24 protein-coding genes and 1 tRNA gene are annotated in these 24,921 nt (G+C 61.3%); 16 read left to right on the top strand and 9 right to left on the bottom strand.

Features of this window, described 5'->3' with window-relative positions:
* Positions 1-4 precede the first annotated feature (4 nt).
* Both JMA46_RS01865 and JMA46_RS01870 read right to left on the bottom strand, forming a co-directional pair.
* On the bottom strand, positions 5-955 hold the full coding sequence (locus JMA46_RS01865) for a sugar ABC transporter permease (protein ID WP_207343589.1): 951 nt from the start codon (positions 953-955) through the stop codon (positions 5-7).
* A 3-nt stretch (positions 956-958) separates the two neighbouring features.
* Positions 959-2,272, bottom strand: a complete 1,314-nt coding sequence (locus JMA46_RS01870; RefSeq protein ID WP_207343590.1) for an extracellular solute-binding protein — start codon at positions 2,270-2,272, stop codon at positions 959-961.
* 297 nt (positions 2,273-2,569) lie between these two features.
* On the opposite strand from JMA46_RS01870, the gene dgoD reads away from it, so the two are divergent.
* The 6 genes from dgoD (at position 2,570) to JMA46_RS01900 (ending at position 8,237) form a co-directional block, all read left to right on the top strand.
* Positions 2,570-3,715: a galactonate dehydratase gene (gene dgoD, locus JMA46_RS01875; RefSeq protein ID WP_207343591.1), complete on the top strand. Its 1,146-nt coding sequence runs from the start codon at positions 2,570-2,572 to the stop codon at positions 3,713-3,715.
* 11 nt (positions 3,716-3,726) lie between these two features.
* Entirely contained in the window at positions 3,727-4,641 is a 915-nt protein-coding gene (locus tag JMA46_RS01880; protein ID WP_207343592.1) for an SMP-30/gluconolactonase/LRE family protein, read from the top strand.
* Positions 4,638-5,549, top strand: a complete 912-nt coding sequence (locus JMA46_RS01885; RefSeq protein WP_207343593.1) for a sugar kinase — start codon at positions 4,638-4,640, stop codon at positions 5,547-5,549. Before JMA46_RS01880 ends, JMA46_RS01885 begins: the two co-directional genes overlap by 4 nt.
* A 16-nt stretch (positions 5,550-5,565) precedes the next feature.
* Complete coding sequence (locus tag JMA46_RS01890) at positions 5,566-6,192, top strand: bifunctional 4-hydroxy-2-oxoglutarate aldolase/2-dehydro-3-deoxy-phosphogluconate aldolase (RefSeq protein ID WP_207343640.1); 627 nt, start codon at positions 5,566-5,568, stop codon at positions 6,190-6,192.
* Positions 6,182-7,378: an ROK family transcriptional regulator gene (locus tag JMA46_RS01895; RefSeq protein WP_207343594.1), complete on the top strand. Its 1,197-nt coding sequence runs from the start codon at positions 6,182-6,184 to the stop codon at positions 7,376-7,378. Before JMA46_RS01890 ends, JMA46_RS01895 begins: the two co-directional genes overlap by 11 nt.
* Positions 7,379-7,439: 61 nt before the next feature.
* Entirely contained in the window at positions 7,440-8,237 is a 798-nt protein-coding gene (locus JMA46_RS01900; RefSeq protein ID WP_207343595.1) for an NAD(P)H-binding protein, read from the top strand.
* Between the two features lie 19 nt (positions 8,238-8,256).
* Here the strand turns inward: JMA46_RS01900 and JMA46_RS01905 are convergent, their stop codons facing one another.
* Complete coding sequence (locus tag JMA46_RS01905; RefSeq protein WP_207343596.1) at positions 8,257-8,679, bottom strand: VOC family protein; 423 nt, start codon at positions 8,677-8,679, stop codon at positions 8,257-8,259.
* Positions 8,680-8,797: 118 nt separating this feature from the next.
* Here JMA46_RS01905 and JMA46_RS01910 point away from each other — a divergent pair, with 118 nt between their 5' ends.
* The 5 genes from JMA46_RS01910 to JMA46_RS01930 all read left to right on the top strand — a co-directional run bounded on the left by JMA46_RS01910 (position 8,798) and on the right by JMA46_RS01930 (position 13,257).
* Complete coding sequence (locus tag JMA46_RS01910; protein ID WP_207343597.1) at positions 8,798-9,034, top strand: hexameric tyrosine-coordinated heme protein; 237 nt, start codon at positions 8,798-8,800, stop codon at positions 9,032-9,034.
* A gap of 93 nt (positions 9,035-9,127) precedes the next feature.
* Positions 9,128-9,200: transfer RNA gene (locus JMA46_RS01915), tRNA-Ala, on the top strand.
* Between the two features lie 403 nt (positions 9,201-9,603).
* The gene (locus JMA46_RS01920) at positions 9,604-11,439 is read left to right on the top strand and encodes a biotin carboxylase (protein ID WP_247646960.1); all 1,836 of its coding nucleotides are present in this window, start codon (positions 9,604-9,606) and stop codon (positions 11,437-11,439) included.
* 51 nt (positions 11,440-11,490) lie between these two features.
* The gene (locus JMA46_RS01925; RefSeq protein WP_348770022.1) at positions 11,491-12,780 is read left to right on the top strand and encodes a serine hydrolase; all 1,290 of its coding nucleotides are present in this window, start codon (positions 11,491-11,493) and stop codon (positions 12,778-12,780) included.
* 189 nt (positions 12,781-12,969) lie between these two features.
* On the top strand, positions 12,970-13,257 hold the full coding sequence (locus JMA46_RS01930) for a hypothetical protein (RefSeq protein ID WP_207343599.1): 288 nt from the start codon (positions 12,970-12,972) through the stop codon (positions 13,255-13,257).
* On the opposite strand, the gene JMA46_RS01935 is transcribed toward JMA46_RS01930, so the two are convergent.
* Positions 13,258-14,031 (bottom strand): hypothetical protein, encoded by a 774-nt coding sequence (locus tag JMA46_RS01935; protein ID WP_207343600.1) that lies wholly within the window; start codon positions 14,029-14,031, stop codon positions 13,258-13,260.
* A 27-nt stretch (positions 14,032-14,058) separates the two neighbouring features.
* Between JMA46_RS01935 and JMA46_RS01940 the strand changes: the two genes are divergently transcribed.
* The 3 genes from JMA46_RS01940 to JMA46_RS01950 are packed head-to-tail and all read left to right on the top strand — an operon-like array spanning position 14,059 to position 17,734.
* Entirely contained in the window at positions 14,059-14,316 is a 258-nt protein-coding gene (locus JMA46_RS01940) for a hypothetical protein (RefSeq protein ID WP_207343601.1), read from the top strand.
* On the top strand, positions 14,313-15,701 hold the full coding sequence (locus JMA46_RS01945; RefSeq protein ID WP_207343602.1) for a sigma 54-interacting transcriptional regulator: 1,389 nt from the start codon (positions 14,313-14,315) through the stop codon (positions 15,699-15,701). Before JMA46_RS01940 ends, JMA46_RS01945 begins: the two co-directional genes overlap by 4 nt.
* Positions 15,702-15,727: 26 nt before the next feature.
* Positions 15,728-17,734 carry a VWA domain-containing protein gene (locus JMA46_RS01950; protein ID WP_207343603.1) on the top strand — a complete coding sequence of 669 codons (2,007 nt, stop codon included), beginning with the start codon at positions 15,728-15,730 and terminating at the stop codon, positions 17,732-17,734.
* Between the two features lie 137 nt (positions 17,735-17,871).
* Here the strand turns inward: JMA46_RS01950 and JMA46_RS01955 are convergent, their stop codons facing one another.
* The 3 genes from JMA46_RS01955 to JMA46_RS01965 form a co-directional block, all read right to left on the bottom strand.
* The gene (locus JMA46_RS01955; protein WP_207343604.1) at positions 17,872-18,849 is read right to left on the bottom strand and encodes a zinc-binding dehydrogenase; all 978 of its coding nucleotides are present in this window, start codon (positions 18,847-18,849) and stop codon (positions 17,872-17,874) included.
* A gap of 125 nt (positions 18,850-18,974) precedes the next feature.
* Positions 18,975-19,397, bottom strand: a complete 423-nt coding sequence (locus tag JMA46_RS01960; RefSeq protein WP_207343605.1) for an organic hydroperoxide resistance protein — start codon at positions 19,395-19,397, stop codon at positions 18,975-18,977.
* On the bottom strand, positions 19,394-19,888 hold the full coding sequence (locus JMA46_RS01965; protein ID WP_247646961.1) for a MarR family transcriptional regulator: 495 nt from the start codon (positions 19,886-19,888) through the stop codon (positions 19,394-19,396). Before JMA46_RS01965 ends, JMA46_RS01960 begins: the two co-directional genes overlap by 4 nt.
* Before the next feature lie 203 nt (positions 19,889-20,091).
* Here JMA46_RS01965 and JMA46_RS01970 point away from each other — a divergent pair, with 203 nt between their 5' ends.
* Together JMA46_RS01970 and JMA46_RS01975 are read left to right on the top strand one after the other, a co-directional pair.
* Positions 20,092-20,634 (top strand): PadR family transcriptional regulator, encoded by a 543-nt coding sequence (locus tag JMA46_RS01970; protein WP_207343606.1) that lies wholly within the window; start codon positions 20,092-20,094, stop codon positions 20,632-20,634.
* Between the two features lie 5 nt (positions 20,635-20,639).
* Positions 20,640-22,352, top strand: a complete 1,713-nt coding sequence (locus tag JMA46_RS01975) for an AarF/UbiB family protein (RefSeq protein WP_207343607.1) — start codon at positions 20,640-20,642, stop codon at positions 22,350-22,352.
* Positions 22,353-22,392: 40 nt separating this feature from the next.
* Here JMA46_RS01975 and JMA46_RS01980 read toward each other — a convergent pair whose 3' ends face one another.
* Positions 22,393-24,006 (bottom strand): GMC family oxidoreductase, encoded by a 1,614-nt coding sequence (locus tag JMA46_RS01980; RefSeq protein WP_207343608.1) that lies wholly within the window; start codon positions 24,004-24,006, stop codon positions 22,393-22,395.
* Positions 24,003-24,647 carry a hypothetical protein gene (locus JMA46_RS01985; protein ID WP_207343609.1) on the bottom strand — a complete coding sequence of 215 codons (645 nt, stop codon included), beginning with the start codon at positions 24,645-24,647 and terminating at the stop codon, positions 24,003-24,005. The genes JMA46_RS01980 and JMA46_RS01985 overlap by 4 nt, the downstream gene beginning before the upstream one ends.
* Between the last annotated feature and the right edge of the window lie 274 nt (positions 24,648-24,921).

The following is a 24,921-nucleotide window of genomic DNA, read 5'->3' on the forward strand; positions in this document are numbered from 1 at the left end:
CTTCCTAGATTTCAATGGCTTCACGGCGCAACATGCGTCGCAGTCCGATGGTCAGGACGGTGACCAGGATGAGGCTGACAATGGCCGATGCGGCAGAGATGCCGAACTCCCGGTCGCCACCGCTGCCAAAGGCCGCCTGGTAGACATATAGGGCTGTTGACCAGGTGCTTGTGGGCGGTGCTTTTGCGGTGGATCCGCCAAAGACGAGAATCAGCTCGAAGACCTTTACCGAACTCATGGTCCACAGCACAGCACATACGGAGATGACGTCCCAAGCCAGGGGCAAGGTCACGTGCCGGAACTTGGCCCAGGGACCAGCCCCGTCAAGTCCCGCTGCCTCGTAGTAATACGCTGGGATTTGGTCCACGGCGGACATGATGATGGTGGTGAAGTAACCGGTAGCGCTCCAGATCATCACGATCATGATCATGTTGAACAGATTGTCCTGCGCCAACCACTTGGGCGGATCCTGAACGCCTACAAGCAACAGCAACTTGTTGACAGGACCGGCAGGGCTGAATAGGAAGCCGGCAAAGATGCCAAATACCATGGCGTTGATCAACGTGGGGAAGAACAAGACACTGCGCACAAACTTCTTGCCCATCATGTCCCTGAGGATCATGGTCAGGCCAAAGGCGAAGACAAAGGTGATGATACCCACGATGAAAAGAATCTTCAGGGTGTTGATGATGGAACCGATAAAGACAGGGTCTTTGGCCAAGCGGACGTAGTTGTCTGCGCCAATGAACGTCATCTGGTTGATGCCGTCCCACTCGTTGAGGCTCAGCCAGCCGGCGTAGATGATGGGAACAAGGTAGAACAGGGCCATCAAGATCAGCGCGGGCATAAGCATCGGCCAGAACAGCCGGCGCCTGCTGCGCTCAATTGCGGACATGCCGGCACGCGGGCGGCCAGAATTGCGCCCGCGTGCCAGCGGAAGTGCAGGGGTAGCCATCAGTTAGCCCTTGGCATTCCAGTATGCAACCATGGCGGTCTTGGCTTCCTTGACGTACTGCTCAGCAGTCACCTTGCCCAGCCAAAGCTGCTCAAAGGATGCGTTGAAGCCCTTGTCAGTGATGTCGCCGGACACGCCGTCGCTCGGAAGCCTGGAGGGATTGTCCGCCAAGATGGTGGCAACATCGGCCAGCTGTGCAGGTGCTTCGACGTCGGGACGGGCTGAGAGGTTGTCGGCCACTGTGGAGATCTGGCCCATGCGGTCCTTGTTCGCGAAGTAGGCGATGAACTGCTTCGCCTCGGCGGTGTGCTTGCCTGCCTTCGGGACTGCAAAGCCAAACGCGATGACGTCATTGGCCGTCGTGGACGACGCCGTGGTGGTTGGGAAGTTGAATGCGCCGTAGTCGAAGCCTTCGGCTGCATACTTTTGGGTTTCCGCCGGTGCCCAGCTGCCCATCAGGTAGTACAGAGCCTTGTCAGCGGCCCAGGCGTTCTGCTGCTCGGGGTACTTGGAAGCATCGTAGCCCTTGATGATGTAGCCGCTCTTAATGAGGTCCTGGATTTGTTCGGCAGTCTTCAACACGGCCGGATCGTCCCATGAAGCGCCGGTCTTGTCTTCGACCAGCTTCTTGAACGAACCGTCGCCGGCGTTGCGGTTGAGCAGGTAGTCAAACCAGTAGCTGTTGGCCCAGGTGGCATCGCCATCGGAAGCGATGCAAGCCATGTTGGCGTCTACGGCCTTCTTGCAGTTGGCCAGCAGCTCGTCCCAGGTCTTGGGTGCTTCGGGGGCAATCTTGTTGGTTTTGTTGTAGAAAACGGAGACGTTGGAGATCGTGTAGGGAACCATGTAGTTCTTCACGTCGCCACCATACGTGGGAATGACGTCGATGTACTTGGCGGGGATGACGTCGCCAACTGTCTTGCCGTCTTCGCCGGGAATTGACTCCTTGAGCACAGGAGCCATGTCCTCGAGCTGGTTGGTCTTGGCAAGTGTCGGGCCGAGGCCGTCGTAGGCCTGGTCAACCAAGTCCGGGACGTCTCCGGAGAGCAGTCCTGCAGTGACCTTGTCGAGGACCTTGCGTCCCTGCCACTGCACATTGACCTTGATGCCCGTGTCCTTCTCGAACGAATCGAGTGAAGTCTTCAAGACTTTGGCCTGGGGCTCAGTTTCGGTCCACATGGACCAGTAGGTCATGGATTTGGCACCGTCGCCACCGGAGGGGGCGTCGGTGGTGGTGCATCCGGAGGCCGTGAAAGCGACCGAGGTTGCCAAGATGGCACCGGTGGCAACTTTGAGCCAGGGCTTGATGTGAGTCATGAAGAATCCTTCAAAGTAGTCGTTGGTCCGCCGCCTGCTATGCAGTTGGGCTTGCCTGTGATTGTAGTCACTGAGCACGGTTGTTTGTCAACAGTTATTCACTTTATTTCACAAATTATAATTTTTAGGTGCATGTTATGCCCAACATGCATACAATCTGGATAAGATTGTTATTTATATTGACACTGGTAGCAGCGCTGTGCCCGGCAGCCGTGAGGTGCCGTAGACGCCGGTCCGTACACGCGGGGCGCCTGCCTGCGCACGCAGGACTGAAGATCTTGGACTAAGGGATGAAGCATGAAGATTACAAAGATTGAGACGTTTCAGGTTCCGCCGCGCTGGCTGTTCCTCCGCGTCGAGACAGAGAGCGGTTTGGTGGGGTGGGGCGAGCCAATCGTTGAAGGGCGTGCCGAAACTGTGGCTGCCGCCGTTGGTGAGATGTCCGACTACCTCATCGGTGAGGATGCTTCCAAAATCGAGGACCACTGGCAAGTCCTTACCAAGGGAGGCTTCTACCGCGGCGGCCCCGTCTTTTCCAGCGCAGTGGCCGGCATTGACCAAGCGCTGTGGGATATCAAGGGCAAGGCATTGGATGTCCCCATCTATGAACTTCTCGGCGGGCCCGTTCGGGACAAGGTGCGCATGTACACCTGGATTCACGGTGAGAGTCCGGCAGAGCTTGCGGATTCAACACGCGAGGCGATGGCTGAGGGGTTCACTGCAGTGAAGTTCTGCCCCGCAGGCAAGCTCGCGCCTCTGGACACCGCAGCCACCATCCGCAACATGGTGAGCTCACTCGCCGCGGTCCGCGACGCTGGCGGCGATGAATTAGACATTGCCTTGGATTTCCATGGCAGGTTCACCCCGGCCATGTCGCGGCGGATTCTGCCGTTGATGGAAGAGTACCTGCCCATCTTTGCCGAAGAAGTGCTTTTGCCAGAGCTCTCCGGTGACCTTGGTCTGATTGCCCAGGCAACGTCAATTCCACTAGCGCTGGGGGAACGCCTCTACTCCCGCTGGGATTTCAAGACTGTTCTGGGCAACGGAGTCAGCGTTGTCCAACCGGACCTGAGCCACGCCGGAGGCATCTCCGAAGTGCGCAGAATTGCCGCGATGGCGGAAGCCTACGGTGTCCAGCTGGCCCCGCATTGCCCGCTGGGCCCCATTGCCCTGGCCGCCAGCCTCCAGGTGGACATCGCCAGCCCCAACTTCCTGCTCCAAGAGCAGAGCCGCGGCTCCGGATACCAAGAGGGCCCGGACCTCTTTGACTACATGGAGCAGCCGGAAGTCTTCAACATGGGAACGGGTTACATTGCCCGGCCGGTGGCTCCGGGCCTGGGCATTGGCATTGATGAGGAAAAGGTCCGTCATGCCGCCTTGACCCCGCACCGCTGGCGCAACTCCATCTGGCGCCAGAACGACAACTCATTCCTGGAATGGTAGGCGCCGTGCCCATGGAATTCAGCGCAGTCTGCATGGGCGGTCCACGTGCCGAGTTGGGTGAAACACCAAGGGTCGATGCCCGCAGCGGTGAACTCCTGTGGACGGACATCACCGGCGGCAAGGTTCACTTGGGCGCCATCACCGGAACACGCTTTGAGCCGCTGCGCACCTTTGACGTGTCCGGCATGGCCGGGCCGCTCACGCCACTGCCTGACCCCGGGACGGGATGGGTCATGGCTCGTGAGAGCGAGTTGGCCCACGTCTCCCATAACGGCACAATTTCTGTGCTGGCATCGCCGGAGGCCGGCCGTCCGACGTCGTTCAATGATGGCGCAGCAGATACCGAGGTCAACCTGTGGGTTGGTTCCATGGACAGGAACGGCGTTTCCGGGCAGGGGCGAATGTGGCGCTTCGACACGTCCGGAAACGGCAGGGTTGTCTTGGACGGAATCGGCATCTCCAACGGCCTGGACTTCTCAGCTGACGGCCGCAGCGCCTACTACGTGGACACCAGCACGCGGGTACTCCGCCGCTTCGATATCGATCCGCAAACGGGGATCGTCGGCAGCGTGGATCTTGTTGCCTTCCCGCCAGGGGGAGGTGACCCGGACGGCCTGACCGTGGACGACGACGGCTGCATCTGGGTTGCGCTGTGGGACGGGTGGGCTGTCCACCGCTATTCACCCAACGGTGAGCTTCTCGCCGTCGTCAAGGTCCCGGCGGCACGGCCAACCGCCGTCGCACTTGCGGGGGATCTGCTGGTCATCACCAGCTGCAGCGGCTGGTTGGATGCCGGTTGGGAGCAGGCACAGCCCGACGCCGGGAAACTGTTCTGCGTCAATGTTGGCGTTGGCGGGCCGCCAGCACGCCCCTACCGCGGGTCATTGACAATTTCAGTGGCAGACGGTGTGGAGGGGACACGATGATCGACGTGCTTGCCGTGGGCGAAACGATGGCCGTTGTTGCTCCGATGACGGCCGAGCCGCTGGAAACAGCCTCCGTCTTTTCAGTTGCAACGGCCGGGGCGGAATCCAACCTTGCCCAGTGGCTGGCTGACTGGGGTCACACTGCTGCGTGGGCCAGCCGGGTTGGTGACGATCCACTGGGCAGGAGGGTGACGCAAGCGCTGGCGAAGAACGGTGTTGACATCTCCTATGTCGCCATTGATCCTGCGGCCCCGACAGGAGTGATGTTCAAGAACCCCGGCGTGGAGTCGACTACGGTCCACTATTACCGCAAAAATTCCGCGGCAGCCCTCATGGGGGCTGCAATGGTGGAGTCGTTGCCGTGGGGCAGGGTGCGGGTGCTGCACCTGTCAGGGATCACACCGGCTCTTTCGGACTCGTGCGCGAAGTTGGTGCAGCGGCTCTTTGACCGGGCAAAGCTGGAAGGCGTGGCAGTGTCATTCGACGTCAACTACCGCCCCGGTCTGTGGAGCGTGGAGAGCGCTGCTGAGGTTTTGTTGAACTATGCACGGCAGGCAAGCTACACCTACGTCGGACTGGATGAAGCGCAGACTCTGTGGCCAGGGCTTGAAAATGCCCGGGACGTGCGGGACTTGATTGGAGGCTCCGCCAGGCTCATCGTCAAGGACGGAGCCGTCGGTGCCACGGAATTCGATGGCATCGCATCCACGTTCGTTCCGGCGTCCGTTGTGGAGGTGGTTGAGGTGGTGGGAGCAGGGGACGCGTTTGCAGCAGGCTGGCTTTCAGCCATGCTGGAAGGTGGTGAAGCTCTTGACCGGTTGGCAAGGGGCCACCAGTTTGCGGCCCGGGCACTGTCCAGCACCAGTGATTTTCAACCTTTGAAGAAAGTAGCGGCAGACATTGAGTAACGAATTCTTTGACAATATGTTTCACAACGCCCCGATCATGGCGATTCTGCGAGGCCTTGGCGTGCAGCGCACCCTCGAGGTGGCCACCATGGCGTGGGACATCGGCGTGACATCCGTGGAGGTGCCCATCCAAACCTCTGAAGATCTAAAGACACTGGAGGCGCTGGCGCAGGCCGCCCAGGAGCGTGGACTAGTGGCAGGGGCCGGAACTGTCCTCAACGTCACCCATGTTGCACAGGCCAAGGATTGCGGGGCCGCTTTCACCGTCAGTCCGGGAACCAACCTGGAGGTGATCCAGGCGTGCGCAGATATAGGCCTGGCTCATCTGCCGGGGGTGGCCACCCCCAGCGACATCCAGATGGCTACGGGCCAGGGGCTGCAATGGGTCAAGGCTTTCCCGGCCAGCGTGCTGGGAACGTCTTGGTTGAAGGCGATGGGCGGGCCCTTCCCTGGGATCAAGTTCGTCTCGACTGGCGGCATGGATGCGCACAACGCCCAAGAGTTCCTTGATGCAGGTGCGCGGGTCATTGCGGTAGGCTCCGCTTTGGAAGATCCACGCCAGCTCGGGCTCCTGTCCGGGCTTTTGCGCGAAAGGGCCGAAGTGCCGGGAGATGGTTTGAAGGAAGCAGCGAATGGAGAGTAGCGGGGGTGCCTTGAAGGGCCTCCGGGCGAACAACACCCGCCAAGTACTTGAGCTGTTGCTGAACGAAGGGCCCGTACATAGGGCTGAGCTGGCGCGGCGCATGAAAACGTCGCGGACCACCATCACCAACATCATCAATGAGCTGTTGGAACGCAACGTGGTGCTGAACCTGAAGCCTGAACATAAATCCACCCGGCGGGGGCATGAACTCGTGGCCATCAACCCCTTGGCCGGTTTCAGCCTCGGGATTGACTTCACGCTCGATAAGGCGGCCATCTGTGTCTCCGACCTGGCCGGCAGCATCGTGGCCGAAACAATCTTGGCTGTCGATCCCTCCAACACTGCGGACTCCCGCGTGGCGGCTGCAGCTGGTGCTCTGCGCAGCCTGTTGGATGATGCGGGCATCGAAGATTCCAAGATCATAGGTGTCGGCGTGGGTGTGCCCGGACAAATCGACAGGCGCACGAACATGGTGGGCGGTTCCCTCCCTGGCCAGCCGTGGTCCATGGTCGACGCTCGCAGCGTTTTGGCCCGCCACCTGCCATTTCAGATTTTCGTTGAGAACAACGCGCGCCTTGAAGGCTTTGCCGAGAAGCAGTGGGGAACCGGGAAAAACAGCGAGAACATGTTGTATATCAACTTTTCCAGCGGCGTGGGCATGGCACTGTTTTCGGAGGGCCAGTTGTACCGCGGAAGCATCGGGGCAGCGGGGGAAATTGGGCACATGTCTACTGACATCAACGGTGCCGCCTGCCCGTGTGGCAACCGGGGCTGCTTGGTGCTCCGAACCGGAACGGCCCATGTGCTCTCGCTGTTGCGTCCGGCGTTGGGCGAGGCGGCAGACTGGAACGACGTGCTGCGTGAGACAGCCAATGACAACCGCGGTTGCCTGACTGTCCTGGCTGAAATTGGTTCCTTGACGGGACGGTTCCTGGCAGGCATTTCCAACCTGCTTGACCCGGAGCTCATTGTCATTGGTGGTGAGCTGGCGCAAACGGGTGATCCTCTAATGGGGCCGCTCACAGCAGCACTGAAGAGCCACTCGTTGCCGTTGACAAGTTCCCATGTCTCGGTGGTTCAGGCGGTTTTGCCCCCCGGTGCTGCCACCGGGGCCCGTGGCGGGGCGGCTTTGGCCATCAAGGAAATGGCTAAAACGTCAACCATCGACAAGCTGGGCACCCCCTAGACAGCGTCAGCTTCCAGCCCGGCTATTTTGTTGCCGCGGGGCTGCGGGTAGGGTGGCGAGCATGGTGATCATTGCAGTGGCGGGCGGGACGGGCACGGCGGGCCGGGCTGTGGTGGCCGACGCCGCTGCCCGAGGATTCACTGTGCGGTCATTGAGCAGGCATGTTCCTTCAGCAGCAGATCCGAAGCGTGTGCCCGGCGTCGACTATCTGCCCGTCGACTTCCGAACAGGCACGGGAGTTGAAACCGCATTGGCTGGTGCGGACGTCCTCGTGGAGACCCTTGATGCCCGCACTGGACCGGCGTTGAAGGCGCTTTTAGGAACCACAGTTTCGGTGCTGGATGCCGCCCAAAGAGCCGGGATTTCGCGCAGCGTGCTGCTGACCATAGTCAATGCGGCAGAGTGCTCCATGGGGTATTACCAAGTTCAGGCAGCCAGGGCGCGCAGTTACGAACGCGCGGATCAACCCACAGGTGTTGTGTACGCAACGCAGTTTCACAACCTGGTGGCCGGCATATTCGCTGCAGGGGCCAAGGTGGGGATCATCCCTGCGTTCTCAGGAGTGTCATTTCAGCCAATTGCGACGGCGGACGTGGCCCGGGCACTCGTCGATGAGGCCGTTGCCGGTCTGGAAGCAGACGCCGAACAGCACCGTTCAGTGCACGTCGGTGGACCGTCCGTGTGGTCCATGAAGGCGCTGGCGGGGCAGTGGAAGTCGGCGACAGGACGTCGCGGGCTGGTGACGTCCATGCCGCTGCCGGGTTCATTCGGCACATTTTTGCGTGCCGGGCGAAACCTGGTTCCGGAGGCCGCCGTCGGACGTGTTGAATTCAGCGATTGGCTGGCGGATTCGAACTAGGGGGGGGGCGCCTGAGGCGTCACTTTGGGTTTTTGGGCGCGAAAAGTTCCAGCGCAATGTTGTCCGGGTCGCGGAATTCCAGGATGAAGCCGTCGCCGATGTCCTTGATGCCGCCGTGGCTGATGCCGCGCACGTCAAGGAGTTCGACGGCGGCGTCTAGTTCGGCACGCGATGCAACGTCGAGGCTGAGGTGGTCCAGTCCGGTTCGGTCTTCGTCGAAGGAATCTGCAGAAACCGGCCGCAGGCCCAGGAGCGTATGGCCCAGGTTGTAGATGACTCCACCGTAGAGGAAGGCGAAGCGTGCTTGCTCAGGTGCAAGAGTGCCAGCTGGCATCTCAATGGCGACGGGCCAGGCAAAGAGGTCTTCATAGAAGGCACGTGAGCGTTCGATGTCCGTCACGGTCAGGCGGATGTGGTTAATGGAGCTTGTGTTGATCGGCATGTTTGCATCGTCCCACGTCGGTTTACCCACCGCTAGGGTGAAATTGTTTTTCACGGTTTTGGCCATGTAAATGTAGTAGCGTGAGAAGAATCCACACTTGGTCTACTTGGAGGCGAAAATGGAACTGATTCCTGGCGGCACGTTGATTACGGCAACTCCGGAAGAGGGGCGGCAACTGGCCATGATGCTGGCCCGAAAGAGCATTGGGGCGATCCAGCCGGATGCAGCAGTGCGGGACTCGCTGCGGCCAACCTATTCGCATGATCCCGACTCACTGACGGCGGCAGCCCATGTTGTGGCGATCGAGTTTGCCACCATTGCTGCGGCCAACAAGTACTGGCGCAAGAAGTCCTGAGTGCGTGGGCGGTAGAGCTTGGCTGCTGGGCGGTTTGTAATCTGCCGCTCACTGGGTTTAACCTAGAAAAGTTGGCGGTCTCATAACCGCCACGGGGCTATGGCGCAGTTGGTAGCGCGCTTCGTTCGCATCGAAGAGGTCAGGAGTTCGAATCTCCTTAGCTCCACCGAAAAGGGGTCTCTGACCTGCGGTAAATCGCAGGCTGGGACCTTTTTACTTGCCCAAAAATGCTTTACGACGGGCTCTGGACTGAATCGGCAGTACCTTACCGGTGGCAGAAGCCGGAGAACAATATTGCGTTTTTGCGGCCGGCAGTCGTGTTTCTCGTCTGCCGCAGACAGTTGTAGCCGCTTCGAAAGTCTGAGGAACGGTTGGAAAAGCGTTTCATTCCGACTTCCCGATCGGTGATGCACGTCACGAACGGCCCAAGTCTCGCATGGCCCGCGGAAACACAGTAGGTTGGTTCGACTTGGAGAATGGACAGGGTGGATCCGCTGGGTCTCTCGCGGCACGGCTTGGGCCTTCGCTTTATTCTTCCGCCTGGTCCCGCGCTGAAGGAGAGCATGACGATGAGTGAACGTGACATGGACATCGGCAAGGAAGTTGTGCAGCCGGAGAAAACCTCCACAACCGTGGTGGCTAACCCCGCCAACGCTAAAAAATCGCCAGCCGAAAATATTCCGAAAGTCAGGGTAACCCCAGCAAAGAAAGCAGCACCCTTAAAGGCCGCTCCAAAAACAACCAAGGTCGCCACAGCCAAAGCGGCTCCCGCGCGGAAGCCGGCAAAGGTTGGCGTTCTTAACGTCAAGGTAGCTAAACAGGAAGTCCCCGCTCCCGTCATGACCAGAGCCGTCCCCTCCGGCCCGGAAGCGCCGGAGGTCACGATTGGCACGGATGCGGCCTTCGCCACCGAGGCGCCACCCGCGGCAGTACCGAACATGATCCGAAACATCTCCGAGCTCCGCCATTTTTTCCGGACCAACAGTGTGCCGATCTACTTCATTGGCGCCACACCCTTCAACTTGCTGGGCCTGGACCGCTGGGTACGCAACTTTTCCTACATCAGCTACTACGATGCCTGGGACGGCGCACACCCTCGCGTCTTCACCCCAGTCCACAAGCCCTATGTGGAATTCGAGTCCGGTGAGGACATCAATAACTGGCTGCTGCTCAACGCCGAGGTCAGGTCCCGGATGAGCCTGAGCGTGCGTCCAGGAGTGCGCCCCAAGGTCGCCATGGTCTTCTTCAACGAGGAAACCGAGCGCATCTGCCGCGAGTTGGGCTACGACCTGATCCTGCCGGCGGCCGAGCTGCGTCACCGGCTCGATTCAAAGATGGTCACCACGAAGCTCGGAAATGACTTCGGAGTGCCCAGTGTCCCGAACGTGCTCCGCAAGGGAAGCACGTATGCGGCGTTGCGTGCCGATGCCGACATGGCCGGCTTGGGCAACGAGTTGGTCGTCCAAACCCCCTATGGAGATTCAGGAAAGACCACCTTCTTCATCGCCAATGAAGAAGAATGGGACAACCACTCCGAGGACATCATCGGCGAAGACATCAAGATCATGCGCAGGATCAAAAACCTGCCGGTGGCCGTGGAGGCCGTACTGACCCGCTCCGGAACCCTGGTTGGACCGTTCCTTACCGAGCTGGCCGGGTACAGCGACCTCACGCCGTACCCCGGGGGATGGTGCGGCAATGAAATGCACCCCGAGGTACTTTCGGCAACCCAACGCACCCGGGCCATGGATCTGGTCAAACGGATGGGGGATGGGCTGGCCTCGGAAGGCTACCGTGGGTTCTTCGAAGTTGATGTGCTGGTAGATCTGGATACGGATGCGGTCTACCTGGGTGAACTAAACCCACGGATTTCCGGTGCCTCAGGGATTACCAATGTGACGGCTGGCGCCTATGCCGATGTCCCGCTCTTTCTGTTCCATCTGCTCGAATATATGGACGTGGAATTTGATCTGGACATCGACGAGATCACAGAACGCTGGGAAGTCCTCTCCGGGGCTGACGTGTGGAGCCAGATGGTCATCAAGGAGAACTCGGACATCGTCGAACAGCTTACTCAAACTCCCGCGACCGGTCAGTACTACCTCGATTCCACCGGGGCAATGGTCTTCAACCGTGCGGCCCTTGACTGGCACATGTTGCAAAACGAATCCGAGGCGTTCTTCCTACGTATCCAAGGACCTGGCGACTACAGGTGGCATGGTTCCGACCTGGGAATTCTCGTCACGAAGGGGCGGTTGCAGGTCGAGGAAGGCGGGGTGTCCAAGCTCAACATCAGGGCCAAGCACTTCATCGACTGCCTTAGGGCTGGATTCGCAGGGGTGCCGTTGGATGAGGACGGGCAGGCGGACTTCACTCCGCGGCCGGGCGTCAAATCCAAGGGATAGGATCTGCATGAGACTAAACCGCATTTTCTGCGGCCATCGAAAGGAATGCTCGTGGACATCGCAGACGTAGGTTGGCCCCAGCCAGCAGTGGACTTACCGGCAGTAGTCGCGCCTTCAGCGGCCCTCCCCGTGGGGGGCCCACCCGCGTTGGACTTACCTGCAGCAGCAGCGCCGGCAGCAGGCCCCCCGGTTGTGGACACGAAGAACTGGCAGCTGGCAGAGAACCTGCGCTGGTCCTTTCAGCACATGGCTGATTTCCTTCCCACGGCACCGATTTGGCGCGGGGTCGGTCCTTCGGCGGCACTGCCAGTTGCGCCGTCGGACATGGATGCGGTGTTGGTGCCCTCCGGGTCCATCGATGAACCACCGGCGAGCGTGGGGTCCATCATGGCATCCACCGACACCGATGGCTGGATGCTGCTGCACCAGGGCAAAGTTCTCACCGAGCAGTACTTCGAAGGTATGTCAGCTTCATCTCCGCACCTGTTGATGTCGGTGAGCAAGTCATTGGTGGGAGCAGTCGCCGGGGCCATGGTCGACGCCGGGGTGCTGGATACCGCTGCCCCGTTGACCGCCTACGTGCCCGCATTGGCAGGCACCGGTTACGGTGGGGCCACGGTGCGCGATTTGTTGGACATGCGCTCTGGCATCGCATTTTCCGAGGATTACCTTGACCCGAAGGCGGAGGTGCGGATGCTTGAGGAAGCCGTCGGGTGGGCACCAGCGGCAACCTCGGGTCCATCCGGCATGTACCCCTACTTGATGACGCTGAAGCAAAAGAGTGTCCACGGCGGGGTCTTCGAATACCGTTCCTGCGAGACAGACATGCTGGGCTGGATCTGCGAGGTGGCTGGCGGGGCGACTATGCCTACGCTGATGTCCCACCTGTTGTGGTCAAAGATCGGCGCCGAGGCCGACGCTGTGATCGGCGTTGACCAATACGGCACCGGAATGTTCGACGGCGGCATCAATGCCAGGTTGCGCGACATGGCCCGCTTTGGCTCACTCTTTCTGGGTGACGGGACCTCGCTGACCGGTGAAAGGATCCTCTCCTCCCGGTGGATCGAGGAGACCCTCACCGGGGCTCCTGATTCGCGTACTGCCTTTGCCAGCAGCCCCGGGGACAACCGGATGCCCGGGGGGATGTACCGGAACCAGATGTGGTTCCCCTACGAAGGCAACGACGTGTTGCTGGCTTTGGGCATCCACGGGCAGATGATCTACATCAACCGTCCAGCGCAGGTGGTGGGGGTTAAACTCTCCAGCTGGCCCTACCCGCAGGATGCCGCCAAACTATTTGGCACACTGCGTGCCTTCGACGCGATGGCCAAGGTCCTATGAGGCAATCCGGGCTGCGTTAACGGAAGTTGGGTCGATTGTGGCTCATGTTTCTGGTGTTGCTGAAATCGAGTTATTAGGGTGTTTCATCCGCTGGGCCATACGATTAATGATTGCCGCCTGGCCACGGTCGCCAGTCGAGCTGACCAAGTGTGGCAACGACCAAGTACTACGTCTTCGAAAAACGGGATCATGTTCAACAGCATCAACAGCCTTCTCAGTGTGAGTGCCATTTTGTTTGCCGTCTACCTTGCAGCGGTAGCCCTGACGTTGGGCCGGAAGGATCGCGTTGTGTGCAACGCTCCGTTCAGGAAGAAGGGGCGGTGCAAGGACCCCATTCTCGTCGGTGGGGCCAACGACGGGATGTGCGAGGCTGCTCATGGGAACTCGTGGATCGGAGTCAACTACGGGTTTGCGGTAGTCATGGTCGCTGTCTCTGCATACCTATTCATTGCGCAACCGCTCACGGTAGGATCCTGATTACTGCAGAACACTCGCAGTTTGGGCCGGACAGTCGGGACGCACTCCACCACGTGTCGCTGCCCAAGCGGCGAGGAGCATCGCCACCCCTGCCAAGGCCGTCCACGTCGCGACAACCGTCTCCGTCCACGGAGTCGTGTCGTGTGAAATGTAGCCAGTGATCAAGGGTGTGATCATGAGGGAGGCCACGAAATAGTAGCCCATCAGGCTTGAGCCGAGCAGGAAGGCGCAGGCGATCATGGCAGCCCACGACCGCCGCCACCAAAGCACGCCGAGGGCAACCAAACCGGCAACCCCAATCCAGTCCAACGCCCACCAGTGTTGCAGTGGGGAAGGAGTGCCGATGATCCCCGAGACGAGTGCGTGCGCGCCGTTAAGCCCGAGCCAGGCTGCGACGAGCAAGGCAATGACGATCTCCATGATGGCAAAAACAACCCTGCGACGTGATGCCGCCCCCGGCAGTGCCAAGACACCGAACGCCATGGCCAGGACCCCGAGCGCCTGAATCAGAGTGCCCGTGCCGTAGACCTGGGCTGCTGTCCCAACGGACACCCAAGCATCAGTGGGGAAATTGTAGTCAAAGAGATGGTCTTCCACCGAGAGTTCCGTGGGCCCACGTGAGCCATTGAATACTACCCACCGCTGGATCGCAGCAATATGTTGCAGCACGGCTGAGCTGAGAAGCAGTCCAGCCGCCGTGAGTGACCAAATGACTGAGGCCCATGGGAACGGGCCGGTCCGTCTGTGCTGTCCAGAAGCCTCGATGGTCGACATGAGCCCACATTAGCAACGCCCCGGGGCATGTCAATCGAATTCAGCCCATTTTTGGCGGAGCAGCAGACCCGTACTAAATGGGCGGCCACGGGAACCGCATGCCTGCGTGTTGCACTCTCCAGCCCCACTATCCGTGCCTGCATCGCCGTGTTGCTCTCCCTTCCAGAGACGCAGACCGCCGTCGTTATTCATGAGAAGCACTGTGGCGTCTCGCCGTTGCGCACCGCATCACGCAGCGTTGAACGCTGGATTTGGCAGGTATTCGGGATTACCTTTGAAGGGTGAGTGATCGCCCTGGAATCGTCACCCTTGGTGGCTTGCGTACCTCCGGCCATGTCTACAAGGACCTGCGTCGGGAGATTCGCGAAAATCTGCTCGCTGCACTGGCGGCGGGCCGCGACCCATGGCCTGGGATGTACGGATTCGGGCGGACAGTCTTGCCGCAACTGGAGCGTGCCTTGATTGCCGGGCACGACCTTGTCCTGTTGGGCGAGCGTGGACAGGGCAAAACCCGTCTGCTGCGCAGTCTTGCGGGGTTGCTGGATGAGTGGTCGCCGATGATCGAGGGATCGGAACTGAACGAGCACCCCTTCGAACCCATCACCGAGCAGTCAAGGGCCCGTGTGCTGGCTGAGGGGGACCGGCTGCCCGTGACGTGGCGGCACCGCTCGGAACGTTATGTGGAGAAGCTCGCCACCCCCGATACCTCCGTTGCGGATCTGATTGGCGACGTCGACCCGATGCGGGTTGCCGAGGGCCGCCGGCTCGGGGACCCGGAAACCATCCATTACGGGTTGGTCCCACGTTCCAACCGGGGCATCGTGGCCATTAACGAACTGCCCGACCTCGCCGAACGGATTCAAGTTGCCATGCTCAATGTCATGGAGGAACGGGACATCCAAATCCGCGGCTACGTGCTGCGGCTTCCGCTGGACGTGCTCGTGGTGGCCTCGGCCAACCCGGAGGACTACACCAACCGCGGCCGGATCATCACGCCATTGAAGGACAGGTTTGGTGCCGAAATCCGTACCCACTATCCCTTGGAGCTGGACGACGAGGTCGCCATCATCTTGCAGGAGGGGCGCCTGAGCGCCAACGTCCCACCCGTCATTGTGGAGATCCTTGCGCGTTACACCAGGTCGCTTCGGCTGTCTCCGGCCATCAACCAAGACTCAGGTATTTCTGCCCGCTTCGCCATTGCCGGCGCCGAAACGGTGGCAGCCGCTGCCCTCCGCCGCTCCACCATGCGCGGGGAACCTGATGCCGTCTCGCGAATTGTCGATTTGGCTGCGGCGGTGGATGTGCTCACGGGAAAACTTGAATTTGAATCGGGGGAGGAAGGGCGTGAAGGCGCCGTCCTGGAGCACCTCCTGCGCATGGCCACAGCCGAAGCGGCACGGTTTCATTACCGCGGGTTGGACTTTGGCCCGCTCGTGGCGGCGCTCGACGGCAACACCACTGTGACCACCGGCGACGGCGTCACCGCCGCGGAGTTTCTGGACACCCTCCCGAGCTTGAATGGCAGCCGACTGTACGAGCTGATCGCCGAGCGGCTGAATGCAAAAAATGACGGCGAACGTGCCTCCGCCATCGAGTTGGCACTTGAGGGTCTCTTCCTTGCCCGCCGGATCTCCAAGGATTCCGATGGGGAAGAAACCCTCTACGGCTAAGCACTGAATCAAGAACAGGGCACATCATGACTGCGCACAACGGTTCGTCCAAGTACGGCCGGTACATTGGAGGCCCGGATCCGCTTGCCCCGCCGATCGATCTGGCCGAGGCACTGGAGGCTGTCGCCGAAGACGTCATGAGCGGCTACTCGCCGCGAAGGGCACTGCAGGAATTCCTGCACCGCGGCACACGGACCAATGCAGGCCTCGATGAGCTCGCCGGCCGTGTACAGCAGCGTCGGCGTGAACTGCTGGGCCGCCACCGGCTTGACGGCACGCTGCAGGAAGTGAAAAAGCTGCTTGAGTCCGCGGTCCTGGACGAGCGCAAGCAATTGGCCCGCGACGCCATGATGGATGACACCGACCGCGATTTCCGTCAAATGCAGCTGCAAAACCTACCCACATCGACCTCGGCGGCAGTCAACGAGCTTGCCTCCTACGACTGGCAGTCCAGCATGGCCCGTGAATCCTACGAACGCATCAAGGACCTGCTCGGCCGCGAGGTTTTAGACCAACGGTTCGCAGGGATGAAGGAAGCGTTGGAGAGTGCCACGGAGGAGGACCGTGCTGCCGTGAGCCGGATGCTCGGGGATCTCAATGCGCTGCTCGAGCAGCACCGGCTCGGCGAGGATTCTGACGCGGACTTCCAGACATTCATGGAACGGCACGGCCGCTTCTTTCCGGAGGACCCGCAATCCGTGGAGGAACTCATCGACATCCTCGCGCGGCGGGCGGCCGCAGCGCAGCGGTTGCTGCAATCGATGTCGCCGGAGCAGCGCGAGGAGCTGATGCAACTGTCCTCCCAAGCGTTCGGCTCAGCGGAACTCGTGGCGCAGCTTGAGCAGATGCATGCGAGCCTGCGCGTCCTGCGCCCCGGAGAGAACTGGTCTGGCTCCGAGAACTTCGAGGGTCAGGAGGGCCTCGGCCTGGGGGATGGGACCGGGGTGATTCAGGATCTCGCAGAGCTCGATACCCTGGCGGAACAGCTCGCCCAGTCGCATAACGGGGCACATCTGGACGATGTGGATCTGGAGGCGCTGGCCCGCCAGCTTGGTGAGAATGCCTCAGTCTCCGCACGCACACTGGCTGAAATGGAGCGGGCCATGCACGACGGCGGCTACCTGCGCCGGGGTGCTGACGGAGAGCTGCGCCTTTCCCCACAGGCCGTGCGGCGGTTGGGCAAGTCGCTGCTGCGTGACGCCGCCAAGCAACTCTCGGGCCGTCAGGGCAGCCGGGACACGCGGATGTTCGGTGCCGCCGGCGAGCAGACAGGTTCCAGCCGCGAATGGCAGTTCGGGGATGCTGAACCGTGGGATGTCACCCGAACCATCACCAACGCCATCCGCCGTACCATCGCCGAAGGCGGCGACCCGGGCCGCGGGCTGCAGCTGGCAGTTGGCGACATCGAAGTAACGGAAACGGAAGCACGCACCCAGGCTGCCGTGGCCCTGCTCGTCGATGTTTCCTTTTCCATGGCAGCCGAGGGGCGCTGGCTGCCGATGAAACGTACCGCACTGGCACTCCACCAGCTCGTTTCCACCCGGTTTCGCGGCGACAGCCTGGCATTGATCACGTTTGGCCGCTACGCGCAGTCGATGGACATTGGTGAGCTCACGGCGCTGCCGGCGCAACACGAACAGGGTACCAATCTCCACCACGGACTGCTGCTGGCCGGCCGCTTCTTCCGCAGCCACCCAACCATGGCACATGTGCTGCTCATCGTCACGGACGGTGAACCCACCGCTCACTTGGTGGCCGGGGGCGAGTCGCTGTTCTCCTGGCCCCCGGCCGAGGAGACCATTCAGGTAACCGTATCCGAGCTGGACCGCCTCGGCCGGACCGGCACGCAGGTGACGTTTTTCCGGCTTGGCGACGACCCGGGTCTTGAACGGTTTGTTCAGGGAATGGCCCGGCGCATCGGCGGCCGCGTTGTGGCACCTGCCCTTGAAGACCTGGGTGGCGCCGTGGTGGGGGAGTACTTCCGGGCCCGTTTCAAGGCAAACCACGACGGCGGCACCGGCCCGGTCTTCTGACTCACCTAGGAAGAGTGGGCCGACCACGCCTAGCGCCATCCAGCCCGCGGAGCGCTGAACACAAGCCACCGTTGGACCGAGCGGTGCGCTTGCTGTGTTCGTTGACTCTGGAGGTCCCCTTGCCATTGCCGCCAGGATTATGGTCGCAGCATGATCTTGCCCTTGCGGCCTGGAACGAAGTTTGCCAGTGCGGCAGCTCCAGCATCCTCGAACGAATAGCTTGCCTCTACGGGAAGCGTCAAAACGTCGCTGGCAATGTAGGCGACCAACTCGCCCAGCAGCGCGCCGCGCTTTTGGGCAGGCATGGAAGTGCTGACCGTGCTTCCCCAGAATCCGCGGACTGTGGCCTGCTTGAAAATGATGTCCCCCGAACTGATTTCCATCACAGGGGACTGCATCGCACCGAACACCACCAACGTTCCGTTCTCGGCCAGCAGCGAGAGCACTTCACCGCTTGCTCGGCCACCCACTGAATCAACGCCAGCGGTGATGGGCGCATCCCCGGCGATTGCGCGCACCTGGTCAACCCAGCCGGCGGCGTCGGTGGCGACGATGTTGTTGATGCCCTGACCGGCGAGCTCACCTATGCCTGCAGTGCGCCGGACGAGACCAATGACATTGATGCCGCGCGCCGCAGCCAGCTGGGCGAGGAGGCGGCCCACCGTGCCATTGGCGGCGTTCTGCACAAACCAGTCACCCTGGTTCAAGTTCAAGGAGTCCAGCAGGCTGATGGCGCTGAAAGGCATCGAAATCAGCTGTGCGGCCACTTTATCCGTGATCCCATCAACGACTGGAATCAAGGCGCCGGCTTTGGCAGTGAAATACTCAGCCCACACGCCGAAGGTGCCGCCGGTGGCAACCCGTTGACCCACTTCGAGACCAGTCACGTCCTCACCTACTGCGTCGATGACACCGACCGCTTCGGAGCCAGCGCGGGCCGGCAGGTCGGGCTTGAACCCGTAACTGCCGCGGATGGTCCATAGATCATGATTGTGGATGGGGGAAAGGACCAGCCGGACCCGGACTTCGCCCGGGCCGGGATCGGCAACCGGAATGTTTTCAACGGTGAGAACCTTTGAAGGATCTCCAAACTCGTGGTGAATCAGGGCGCGCATGATGCTCTCAATCGTGGGTCGGTGTGCTGCTTCAGCTTGGAAGCAGCGAAGTATTAAAGTGGGTTTCCACGGCAGCGGATGGTTGTAAGGGCTGCGTCTGGTGGGGATTTCCCTCCGTGCGGGGGTCAGTCTTCGACGACGGAGATGGTGACGTCGATGTTTCCCCTGGTTGCGTTGGAGTATGGGCACACTTGGTGGGCAGCATCCGCAAGTGCTTGCGCTTGCGCAGAGGCGATGCCGGGGATGACCACCTCAAGGGCGACGGCAAGGGAAAAGCCGCCCTGCCCGTTGGAGAGGACATGGACGCGGCTGCCCACCGACGTGTTTGACAGAGTGACTTTCTGGTTGCGCGCCACCATCTGCAAAGCGGAGTGGAAGCACGCGGCGTAGCCGGCAGCGAACAGTTCTTCCGGATTGGCGCCGGCCCCTGATCCACCCATTTCCTTGGGAATGGCCAGATCGAGGTTGACGGTTCCGGAGATGGTGCTGACGGAGCCATTCCTGCCAGCCCCGGTTGAGAGGGCTTCCGCGGTGTAGAGGGGGGTCATTGGCTGTGCCTTTCATCAAGGGGGTCTCCTGGTGCGGGTGCGCTGGAGAGGGTTCGAGCCACGCCATGCAGAATCGAGAGAGCGGCCTTCCCATCAGCCGGGGTGAGCCCCGTGGCCTCGGCAACGCATCCTGGAATATGGGCAAGCTCATCCCGCAAGGCCGTGCCGGCATCGGTCAGGGAGACGATCACGGCACGCTCATCAGTGGCGGAGCGTCCCCGCGTGATGAAGCCGCGTGTCTCCAACCTCCTGATCAGCGGTGAGGTGGTGCCCGAGTCCAGCATCAGGTGCCCGGCCACCTCCTTGACTGACAAGGAGGGGTGTGACCACAACAGCACCAGCACCAAATACTGGGGATAGGTCAAGCCCCACGGCGCCAAAAGCGCAATGTAGCGGCGGTTCGTTGCCCGTGCGGCTGCATAAAGCGCAAAGCAGAGCATTCGGTCAAGAGGGTCGGAACCCACCTGTGCGGAATCTTGGCTGTGACTCATGGGAAGAGTCTTGCACACACACTAGTTGTGCACAAGTTACTTGTGCACAAGCTAACCCCGTTCACGCGTCGGATGCTGCAGACAGTCCGCCGGGTTGGCAGGCCCGGCATGCTGGGTGTCTCAAACTCTTGTCTTTTGTATGCAGCTAGGCATATCGTTAACTATCGTTGTATATCGTTCAGAATTCAATCAAGGAGAACATCATGCGCAGTTCAAATCCCGTAGGCGGGTTCGGCGCCAACAGCTTCGACGGCATGTGGCAGGCCATGGAGGAATTCCGTTCACGATTTGAGAAGCGCTCGGGTACACGGGCAGGCCGAGGCGAGGTGCGGGCAGCGGTGCTGGCCCTTCTTGCAGAGCAGCCGATGCATGGCTACCAGATCATCCGTGAAATAGAGGAGCGAAGCAGCGGCAGCTGGAAGCCCAGTGCCGGCTCCATATACCCGGCGCTGCAGCTGTTGGCTGACGAAGGGATCATTAGCGCCGAGGAATCCAATGGCCGAAAGATATACTCGTTGACCGAAGCTGGCCGGGAGGAAGTGGCCGGTGATGATGCGTCGGCACCATGGGATTCCAAGGAGACGCCATCGGGTTCCGGGTTCGCTGCGCTGCCCAAGGCCGGCGTCGAACTTGCACAGGCCGCGGCGCAGGTGGGTCGCACCGGCTCCTCGAAACAAGTTCAGGAAGCTGTGAAGGTGCTCGAGGAGGCTCGTCGCCGACTGTACTCGATCCTCGCACAGGATTGACACGGGTGACGTCAACTTCTCAGGGAAGCTCAGTTTCGGCGCCGGGCTCGGGCAACACCCGTGCCCGCTACCGGCGCATCCTGCGCTTCGCCGCCTGGCATCTGGCGGTGGCTTGGTGGTTTGAGCTGATACTGCCGCGTCTTGGGCTGGCCAAAATTGCCGAACGCACGCGGGCGAATCGGATGCGCCGCTTCGCCAGGCGCTTCCACGCGCTCGCATTGGACCTTGGTGGTTTGATGATTAAAGTGGGTCAGTTCATGTCGTCCCGGCTCGATGTGCTGCCGCCGGAGATTACTGCTGAACTTGAAGGCTTGCAGGATGAGGTCCCTCCTGTTCCCTTCCCTGCCATCCGAGCCCTCGCCGAGGCGGAGCTGCATGCACTGCTGGACAAAGTGTTTGCCTCAGTTGAGGAGACACCAATTGCCGCAGCATCCCTGGGGCAGGCTCACCGTGCACAACTCCTTCCGCTCGACGCTGCAGAAACGGGGCTCGACAGCGTCGTCTTGAAGGTGCAGCGACCGGGGATCGACGCGATCGTTGCCGTTGATTTAGCTGCTTTGCGAAAAGTGGGAGGCTGGCTCAGCCACGTGCGCTTCGTGTCTTCACGCGCCAACGTGCCTGCACTGGTCGAAGAGTTTGGGCAGACCAGTCTGGAGGAGATTGACTACCTGCAAGAGGCAGCCAACGCTGACCGTTTTGCCAACGATTTTGCCGACGACGACAAGGTGACAGTGCCCCACGTCGTGTGGGAGCGGACCACCCGACGGGTGCTCACTCTCGAAGATGTGACGGCGATCAAGATCACCGATTCGGAAGCACTTCTTGCCGCTGACATCGATCCAGCTGAGGTCGCACCAGTTTTCGCATCAGTCATGTTCGACCAGATGTTCACCAATGGCTTTTTCCACGCCGATCCGCATCCGGGCAATATTTTCGTCACCCCGATTGCCGATCCCGCAGCCGAGCGTAAATGGAAGCTGACGTTCATCGACTTTGGCATGATGGGCGAGGTGCCGCCCAAGACTCGTACCGGCCTGCGAAGGCTGTTGATCGCGGCAGCCGCGCGTGACGGAAAGGGCTTGGTGGCAGCGATCAGCGACGTGGGCGTTCTAGCAGCGTCTGCCGACACAGCTGAGCTTGAGCGGGCGATGACTGCCCTCTTCGGCCGGTTTGGCGGGATGGGGTTCGCCGAGCTTCGCGAAGTGGACCCGCGGGAGTTTAGGAACTTTGCGGTGGAGTTTGGTGAGGTGGTTCGCTCCTTGCCGTTCCAGTTGCCGGAAAACTTCCTGCTCATTATCCGGGCCATGTCGCTGACCTCGGGTGTCTGCAGTTCGCTGGACTCCCGGTTCAACCTGTGGGACTCGGTGGAACCCTATGCGGCAAAATTACTGCGCGAGGAACGCGGCAATATTGTGCAGGATGTGGGGAAGCAGGCGCTCGACGCAGCCGGGGTTGCTTTGCGTTTACCCAAGCGCTTGGATGAACTCCTTACTCGAATCGAGGCCGGTTCACTGCCGGTTGCCAATCCTCGCCTTGAACGGCAAACGGCACGTTTGTACCGCACAGTGCAGCGGTTGGTGTCGATGCTCATATTCGGCGTGCTGCTGATTGCCGGTGCCGTGGTGAGGGCGGATGACACGGTGCTCGGCAGCGTGCTGATGATCGTCTCGGTGGTTCCGCTGCTGCACGGGTTGTGGGTGGGGCGCCGCGGCCCCTGAGTGGGATGACATGCTGAGACGCGGCTGCCATCCCCACGTATTAGATTGCTCCAGTGGACATCTGCTCAACGATGTATTCGGCCTGTCTGATGGCCAGGGCCACGATGGTCAAAGTGGGGTTGGCTGCGGCACCAGTGGTGAATTGGGAGCCGTCGGAAATGAACAGGTTCTTCACGTCATGCGCCTGGCCGAAGTTGTTGCAAACCCCATCTTCGGGCCGTTGGCTCATTCGGGCAGTGCCGAGGTTGTGCGTTGACGGGTAAGGCGGGGTGCGCACCGTGCCCACGGCGCCCGCAGCCTGGTATATCAGCTCCGACTGCCGGTAGGCGTGGGCCCGCATGGCCTCATCGTTGGGGTGGTCATCAAAGTGCACATTCGGCACCGGCAGGCCCAGCTTGTCCGTCACGGTGGTGTTGAGCGTGATCCGGTTGCTTGATACCGGCATGTCCTCCCCGACAATCCACAAGCCCGCAGTGTTGTCATAGGCGTCCATGATTTCGGTGAACCCCGGTCCCCAAGCCCCGGGGTCCACGAAGCTGGCCAGAAACGCCGGACCGAGCGCAATGGTCTGCAGATAGTAGCCGCCGACGAACCCGCGGTCGGCGTCGAACCGGGACTCGTCCGCCACCAGCCCGGCCATGGTCTCACCGCGGTACATGTGCACCGGCTTTTCAAAGCGGGCGTACACCGACCCGGTCGTGTGGCGCAGGTAGTTCCGTCCCAGCTGCCCGGAGGAGTTGGCCAGCCCGTCCGGGAACAGCGGCGAGGCGGAGAGCAGCAGCAGCCGTGGGGTTTCAATCGAATTGCCGGCCACGGCGACGGCGCGGGCCTGCTGGCGGTGCAGCACGCCCTCGGCGTCAGCATAGACGACGCCGTCCACCACGCCCTCCGCGGTGTGGGTGAGTTGGACCGCCTGGCTGTCCGGGCGAAGGTCCAGCTTGCCCGTCTTGACCGCCTTGGGGATCTCGGCGACCAGCGTGGACCACTTGGAGCCGTTCTTGTCGCCTTGGAAGTTGAAGCCGTCCTGGACGGAAGCTGGCCGGCCGTCATAGGGCTCGGCATTGGTCCCGTAGGGACCGGTGGCGAAGTGCCGGTAGCCGAGGCGTGCGGCACCGTTGGCCAGAACCGTGTAGTTGTTGTTCGCTGGTAGTGGTGGGCGCCCGTGGCGATGGGTACTGCCGAGCTTGCGTTCAGCCAAGTCGTAGTACGGTGCCAGCTCTTCAAGCGTGATAGGCCAGTCCAGCAGGTTGGCGCCGTCTACGCGCCCGTACACAGTGCGCGTCTTAAACTCGTGTGCCTTGAACCGTGGCGTGGCCCCCGCCCAGTGCGTGGTGGTTCCGCCCACGGCCTTGACGATCCAGGCCGGCAGGTTCGGAAAGTCCTTGGCAACCCGCCAAGAGCCCGAGGTGGTCCGCGGATCGAGCCACGCCATCTGGTTGAACGCCGGCCATTCGTCGTTGAGGTAGTCTGCGTTGCGCAGCAGCGGGCCCGCTTCGAGCAACACCACCTTTACCCCCTTCTGCGTCAGCTCCGCAGCGAGGGTTCCGCCGCCTGCACCTGAACCGACGACGACGACCACGGAGTCGTCGTCGAGATCGAAATGCGCCGACTCATAGCTGCCGGCGTCGAAGGGTTGCTGGGTGCGCCTGCTCATTGGTCTTCTCCTGGCTGCTGGGTCTTGCCTTCTGCTCCGATGCCCGACTGGGGGTGTGGGCCGGCTGCGGCAGCTGCGCTGCTGCCGCCGGAACCCTCTGTGGGAGGTGAGCCTTCAGCGGAAGGTGCGGCCGCCGTCGTCCGCACCTTGTATGGCAGCGGACCAACCTCGGTCAGCTCATCGTCGGTTTCCTCGATCCGGGCCTTGGGCAGCCAGTCGAGATCGTCGAAGCCGCGGTGTAGGTAGCCGCCTTGCGAGAAGGACTCGCCCTCGTAGCCCAGCGTCTTGAGCACGTCCGGGTCGCCGTAGAGGTTCAAGACGGTGGTGCGGCGGATGAAACCGAAAAACTCCAAGTCCTCCACGCGGCGCAGCAAGGCCAAGGCCTTCTCGTCGGAGAGGTCAATGAAGCGCTCGCCGTCCGCCAGTTGCGCCTCAAGGGTCAGCAGACCCTGGGTGAGCACCACACGAAACCACGTGGACGATACGGCCTCGCTGACAACCTTCTCGCACATGCGCTGGTAAGCGCCGTCCGGGAAGTCTGGGTGTGGAAAGGCAACCCGGATGATCCGTTCCAGGATTGCTTTGGCCTCCCCGCTGAGAGTTGTCTCGTTCAGGCTGGGATATTTCGCTGGGAAACTCATGTCGCGCCTTTCCTAGTTTCCATGACCACCGCACGCACCAGCTAGACCATGTCCAGCCAGCTGAAGACCTGATTCCAGTGTGCCCCGTCACACCGACGGCGGCAAGGTTTTCCGTCAGGGTGGCATGGGGCACGAAGCTGACCAGGGTGGACTTTGCCGCGGACCGACCTAAGCTGTCCGTAACAGGCACGCCACACCACTGCGGAGCATCGCAGGCAATCGCAGGCAAGGGAGCAGACGTTGAGTACGCAAAAGCCCGAAACCACCGCCATGG

The sequence above is a fragment of the Arthrobacter sp. E3 genome, from assembly GCF_017353415.1.
Taxonomy (GTDB): domain Bacteria; phylum Actinomycetota; class Actinomycetes; order Actinomycetales; family Micrococcaceae; genus Specibacter.

Excerpts from the sequence above, each read along its gene's own strand:
- JMA46_RS01865 (WP_207343589.1), bottom strand. The coding sequence starts at position 955 with ATGGCTACCCCTGCACTTCCGCTGGCACGCGGGCGCAATTCTGGCCGC.
- JMA46_RS01870 (WP_207343590.1), bottom strand. The coding sequence starts at position 2,272 with ATGACTCACATCAAGCCCTGGCTCAAAGTTGCCACCGGTGCCATCTTG.
- dgoD (WP_207343591.1), top strand. The coding sequence starts at position 2,570 with ATGAAGATTACAAAGATTGAGACGTTTCAGGTTCCGCCGCGCTGGCTG.
- JMA46_RS01880 (WP_207343592.1), top strand. The coding sequence starts at position 3,727 with ATGGAATTCAGCGCAGTCTGCATGGGCGGTCCACGTGCCGAGTTGGGT.
- JMA46_RS01885 (WP_207343593.1), top strand. The coding sequence starts at position 4,638 with ATGATCGACGTGCTTGCCGTGGGCGAAACGATGGCCGTTGTTGCTCCG.
- JMA46_RS01890 (WP_207343640.1), top strand. The coding sequence starts at position 5,566 with ATGTTTCACAACGCCCCGATCATGGCGATTCTGCGAGGCCTTGGCGTG.
- JMA46_RS01895 (WP_207343594.1), top strand. The coding sequence starts at position 6,182 with ATGGAGAGTAGCGGGGGTGCCTTGAAGGGCCTCCGGGCGAACAACACC.
- JMA46_RS01900 (WP_207343595.1), top strand. The coding sequence starts at position 7,440 with ATGGTGATCATTGCAGTGGCGGGCGGGACGGGCACGGCGGGCCGGGCT.
- JMA46_RS01905 (WP_207343596.1), bottom strand. The coding sequence starts at position 8,679 with ATGCCGATCAACACAAGCTCCATTAACCACATCCGCCTGACCGTGACG.
- JMA46_RS01910 (WP_207343597.1), top strand. The coding sequence starts at position 8,798 with ATGGAACTGATTCCTGGCGGCACGTTGATTACGGCAACTCCGGAAGAG.
- JMA46_RS01920 (WP_247646960.1), top strand. The coding sequence starts at position 9,604 with ATGAGTGAACGTGACATGGACATCGGCAAGGAAGTTGTGCAGCCGGAG.
- JMA46_RS01930 (WP_207343599.1), top strand. The coding sequence starts at position 12,970 with ATGTTCAACAGCATCAACAGCCTTCTCAGTGTGAGTGCCATTTTGTTT.
- JMA46_RS01935 (WP_207343600.1), bottom strand. The coding sequence starts at position 14,031 with ATGTCGACCATCGAGGCTTCTGGACAGCACAGACGGACCGGCCCGTTC.
- JMA46_RS01940 (WP_207343601.1), top strand. The coding sequence starts at position 14,059 with ATGTCAATCGAATTCAGCCCATTTTTGGCGGAGCAGCAGACCCGTACT.
- JMA46_RS01950 (WP_207343603.1), top strand. The coding sequence starts at position 15,728 with ATGACTGCGCACAACGGTTCGTCCAAGTACGGCCGGTACATTGGAGGC.
- JMA46_RS01955 (WP_207343604.1), bottom strand. The coding sequence starts at position 18,849 with ATGCGCGCCCTGATTCACCACGAGTTTGGAGATCCTTCAAAGGTTCTC.
- JMA46_RS01960 (WP_207343605.1), bottom strand. The coding sequence starts at position 19,397 with ATGACCCCCCTCTACACCGCGGAAGCCCTCTCAACCGGGGCTGGCAGG.
- JMA46_RS01965 (WP_247646961.1), bottom strand. The coding sequence starts at position 19,888 with ATGAGTCACAGCCAAGATTCCGCACAGGTGGGTTCCGACCCTCTTGAC.
- JMA46_RS01970 (WP_207343606.1), top strand. The coding sequence starts at position 20,092 with ATGCGCAGTTCAAATCCCGTAGGCGGGTTCGGCGCCAACAGCTTCGAC.
- JMA46_RS01980 (WP_207343608.1), bottom strand. The coding sequence starts at position 24,006 with ATGAGCAGGCGCACCCAGCAACCCTTCGACGCCGGCAGCTATGAGTCG.
- JMA46_RS01985 (WP_207343609.1), bottom strand. The coding sequence starts at position 24,647 with ATGAGTTTCCCAGCGAAATATCCCAGCCTGAACGAGACAACTCTCAGC.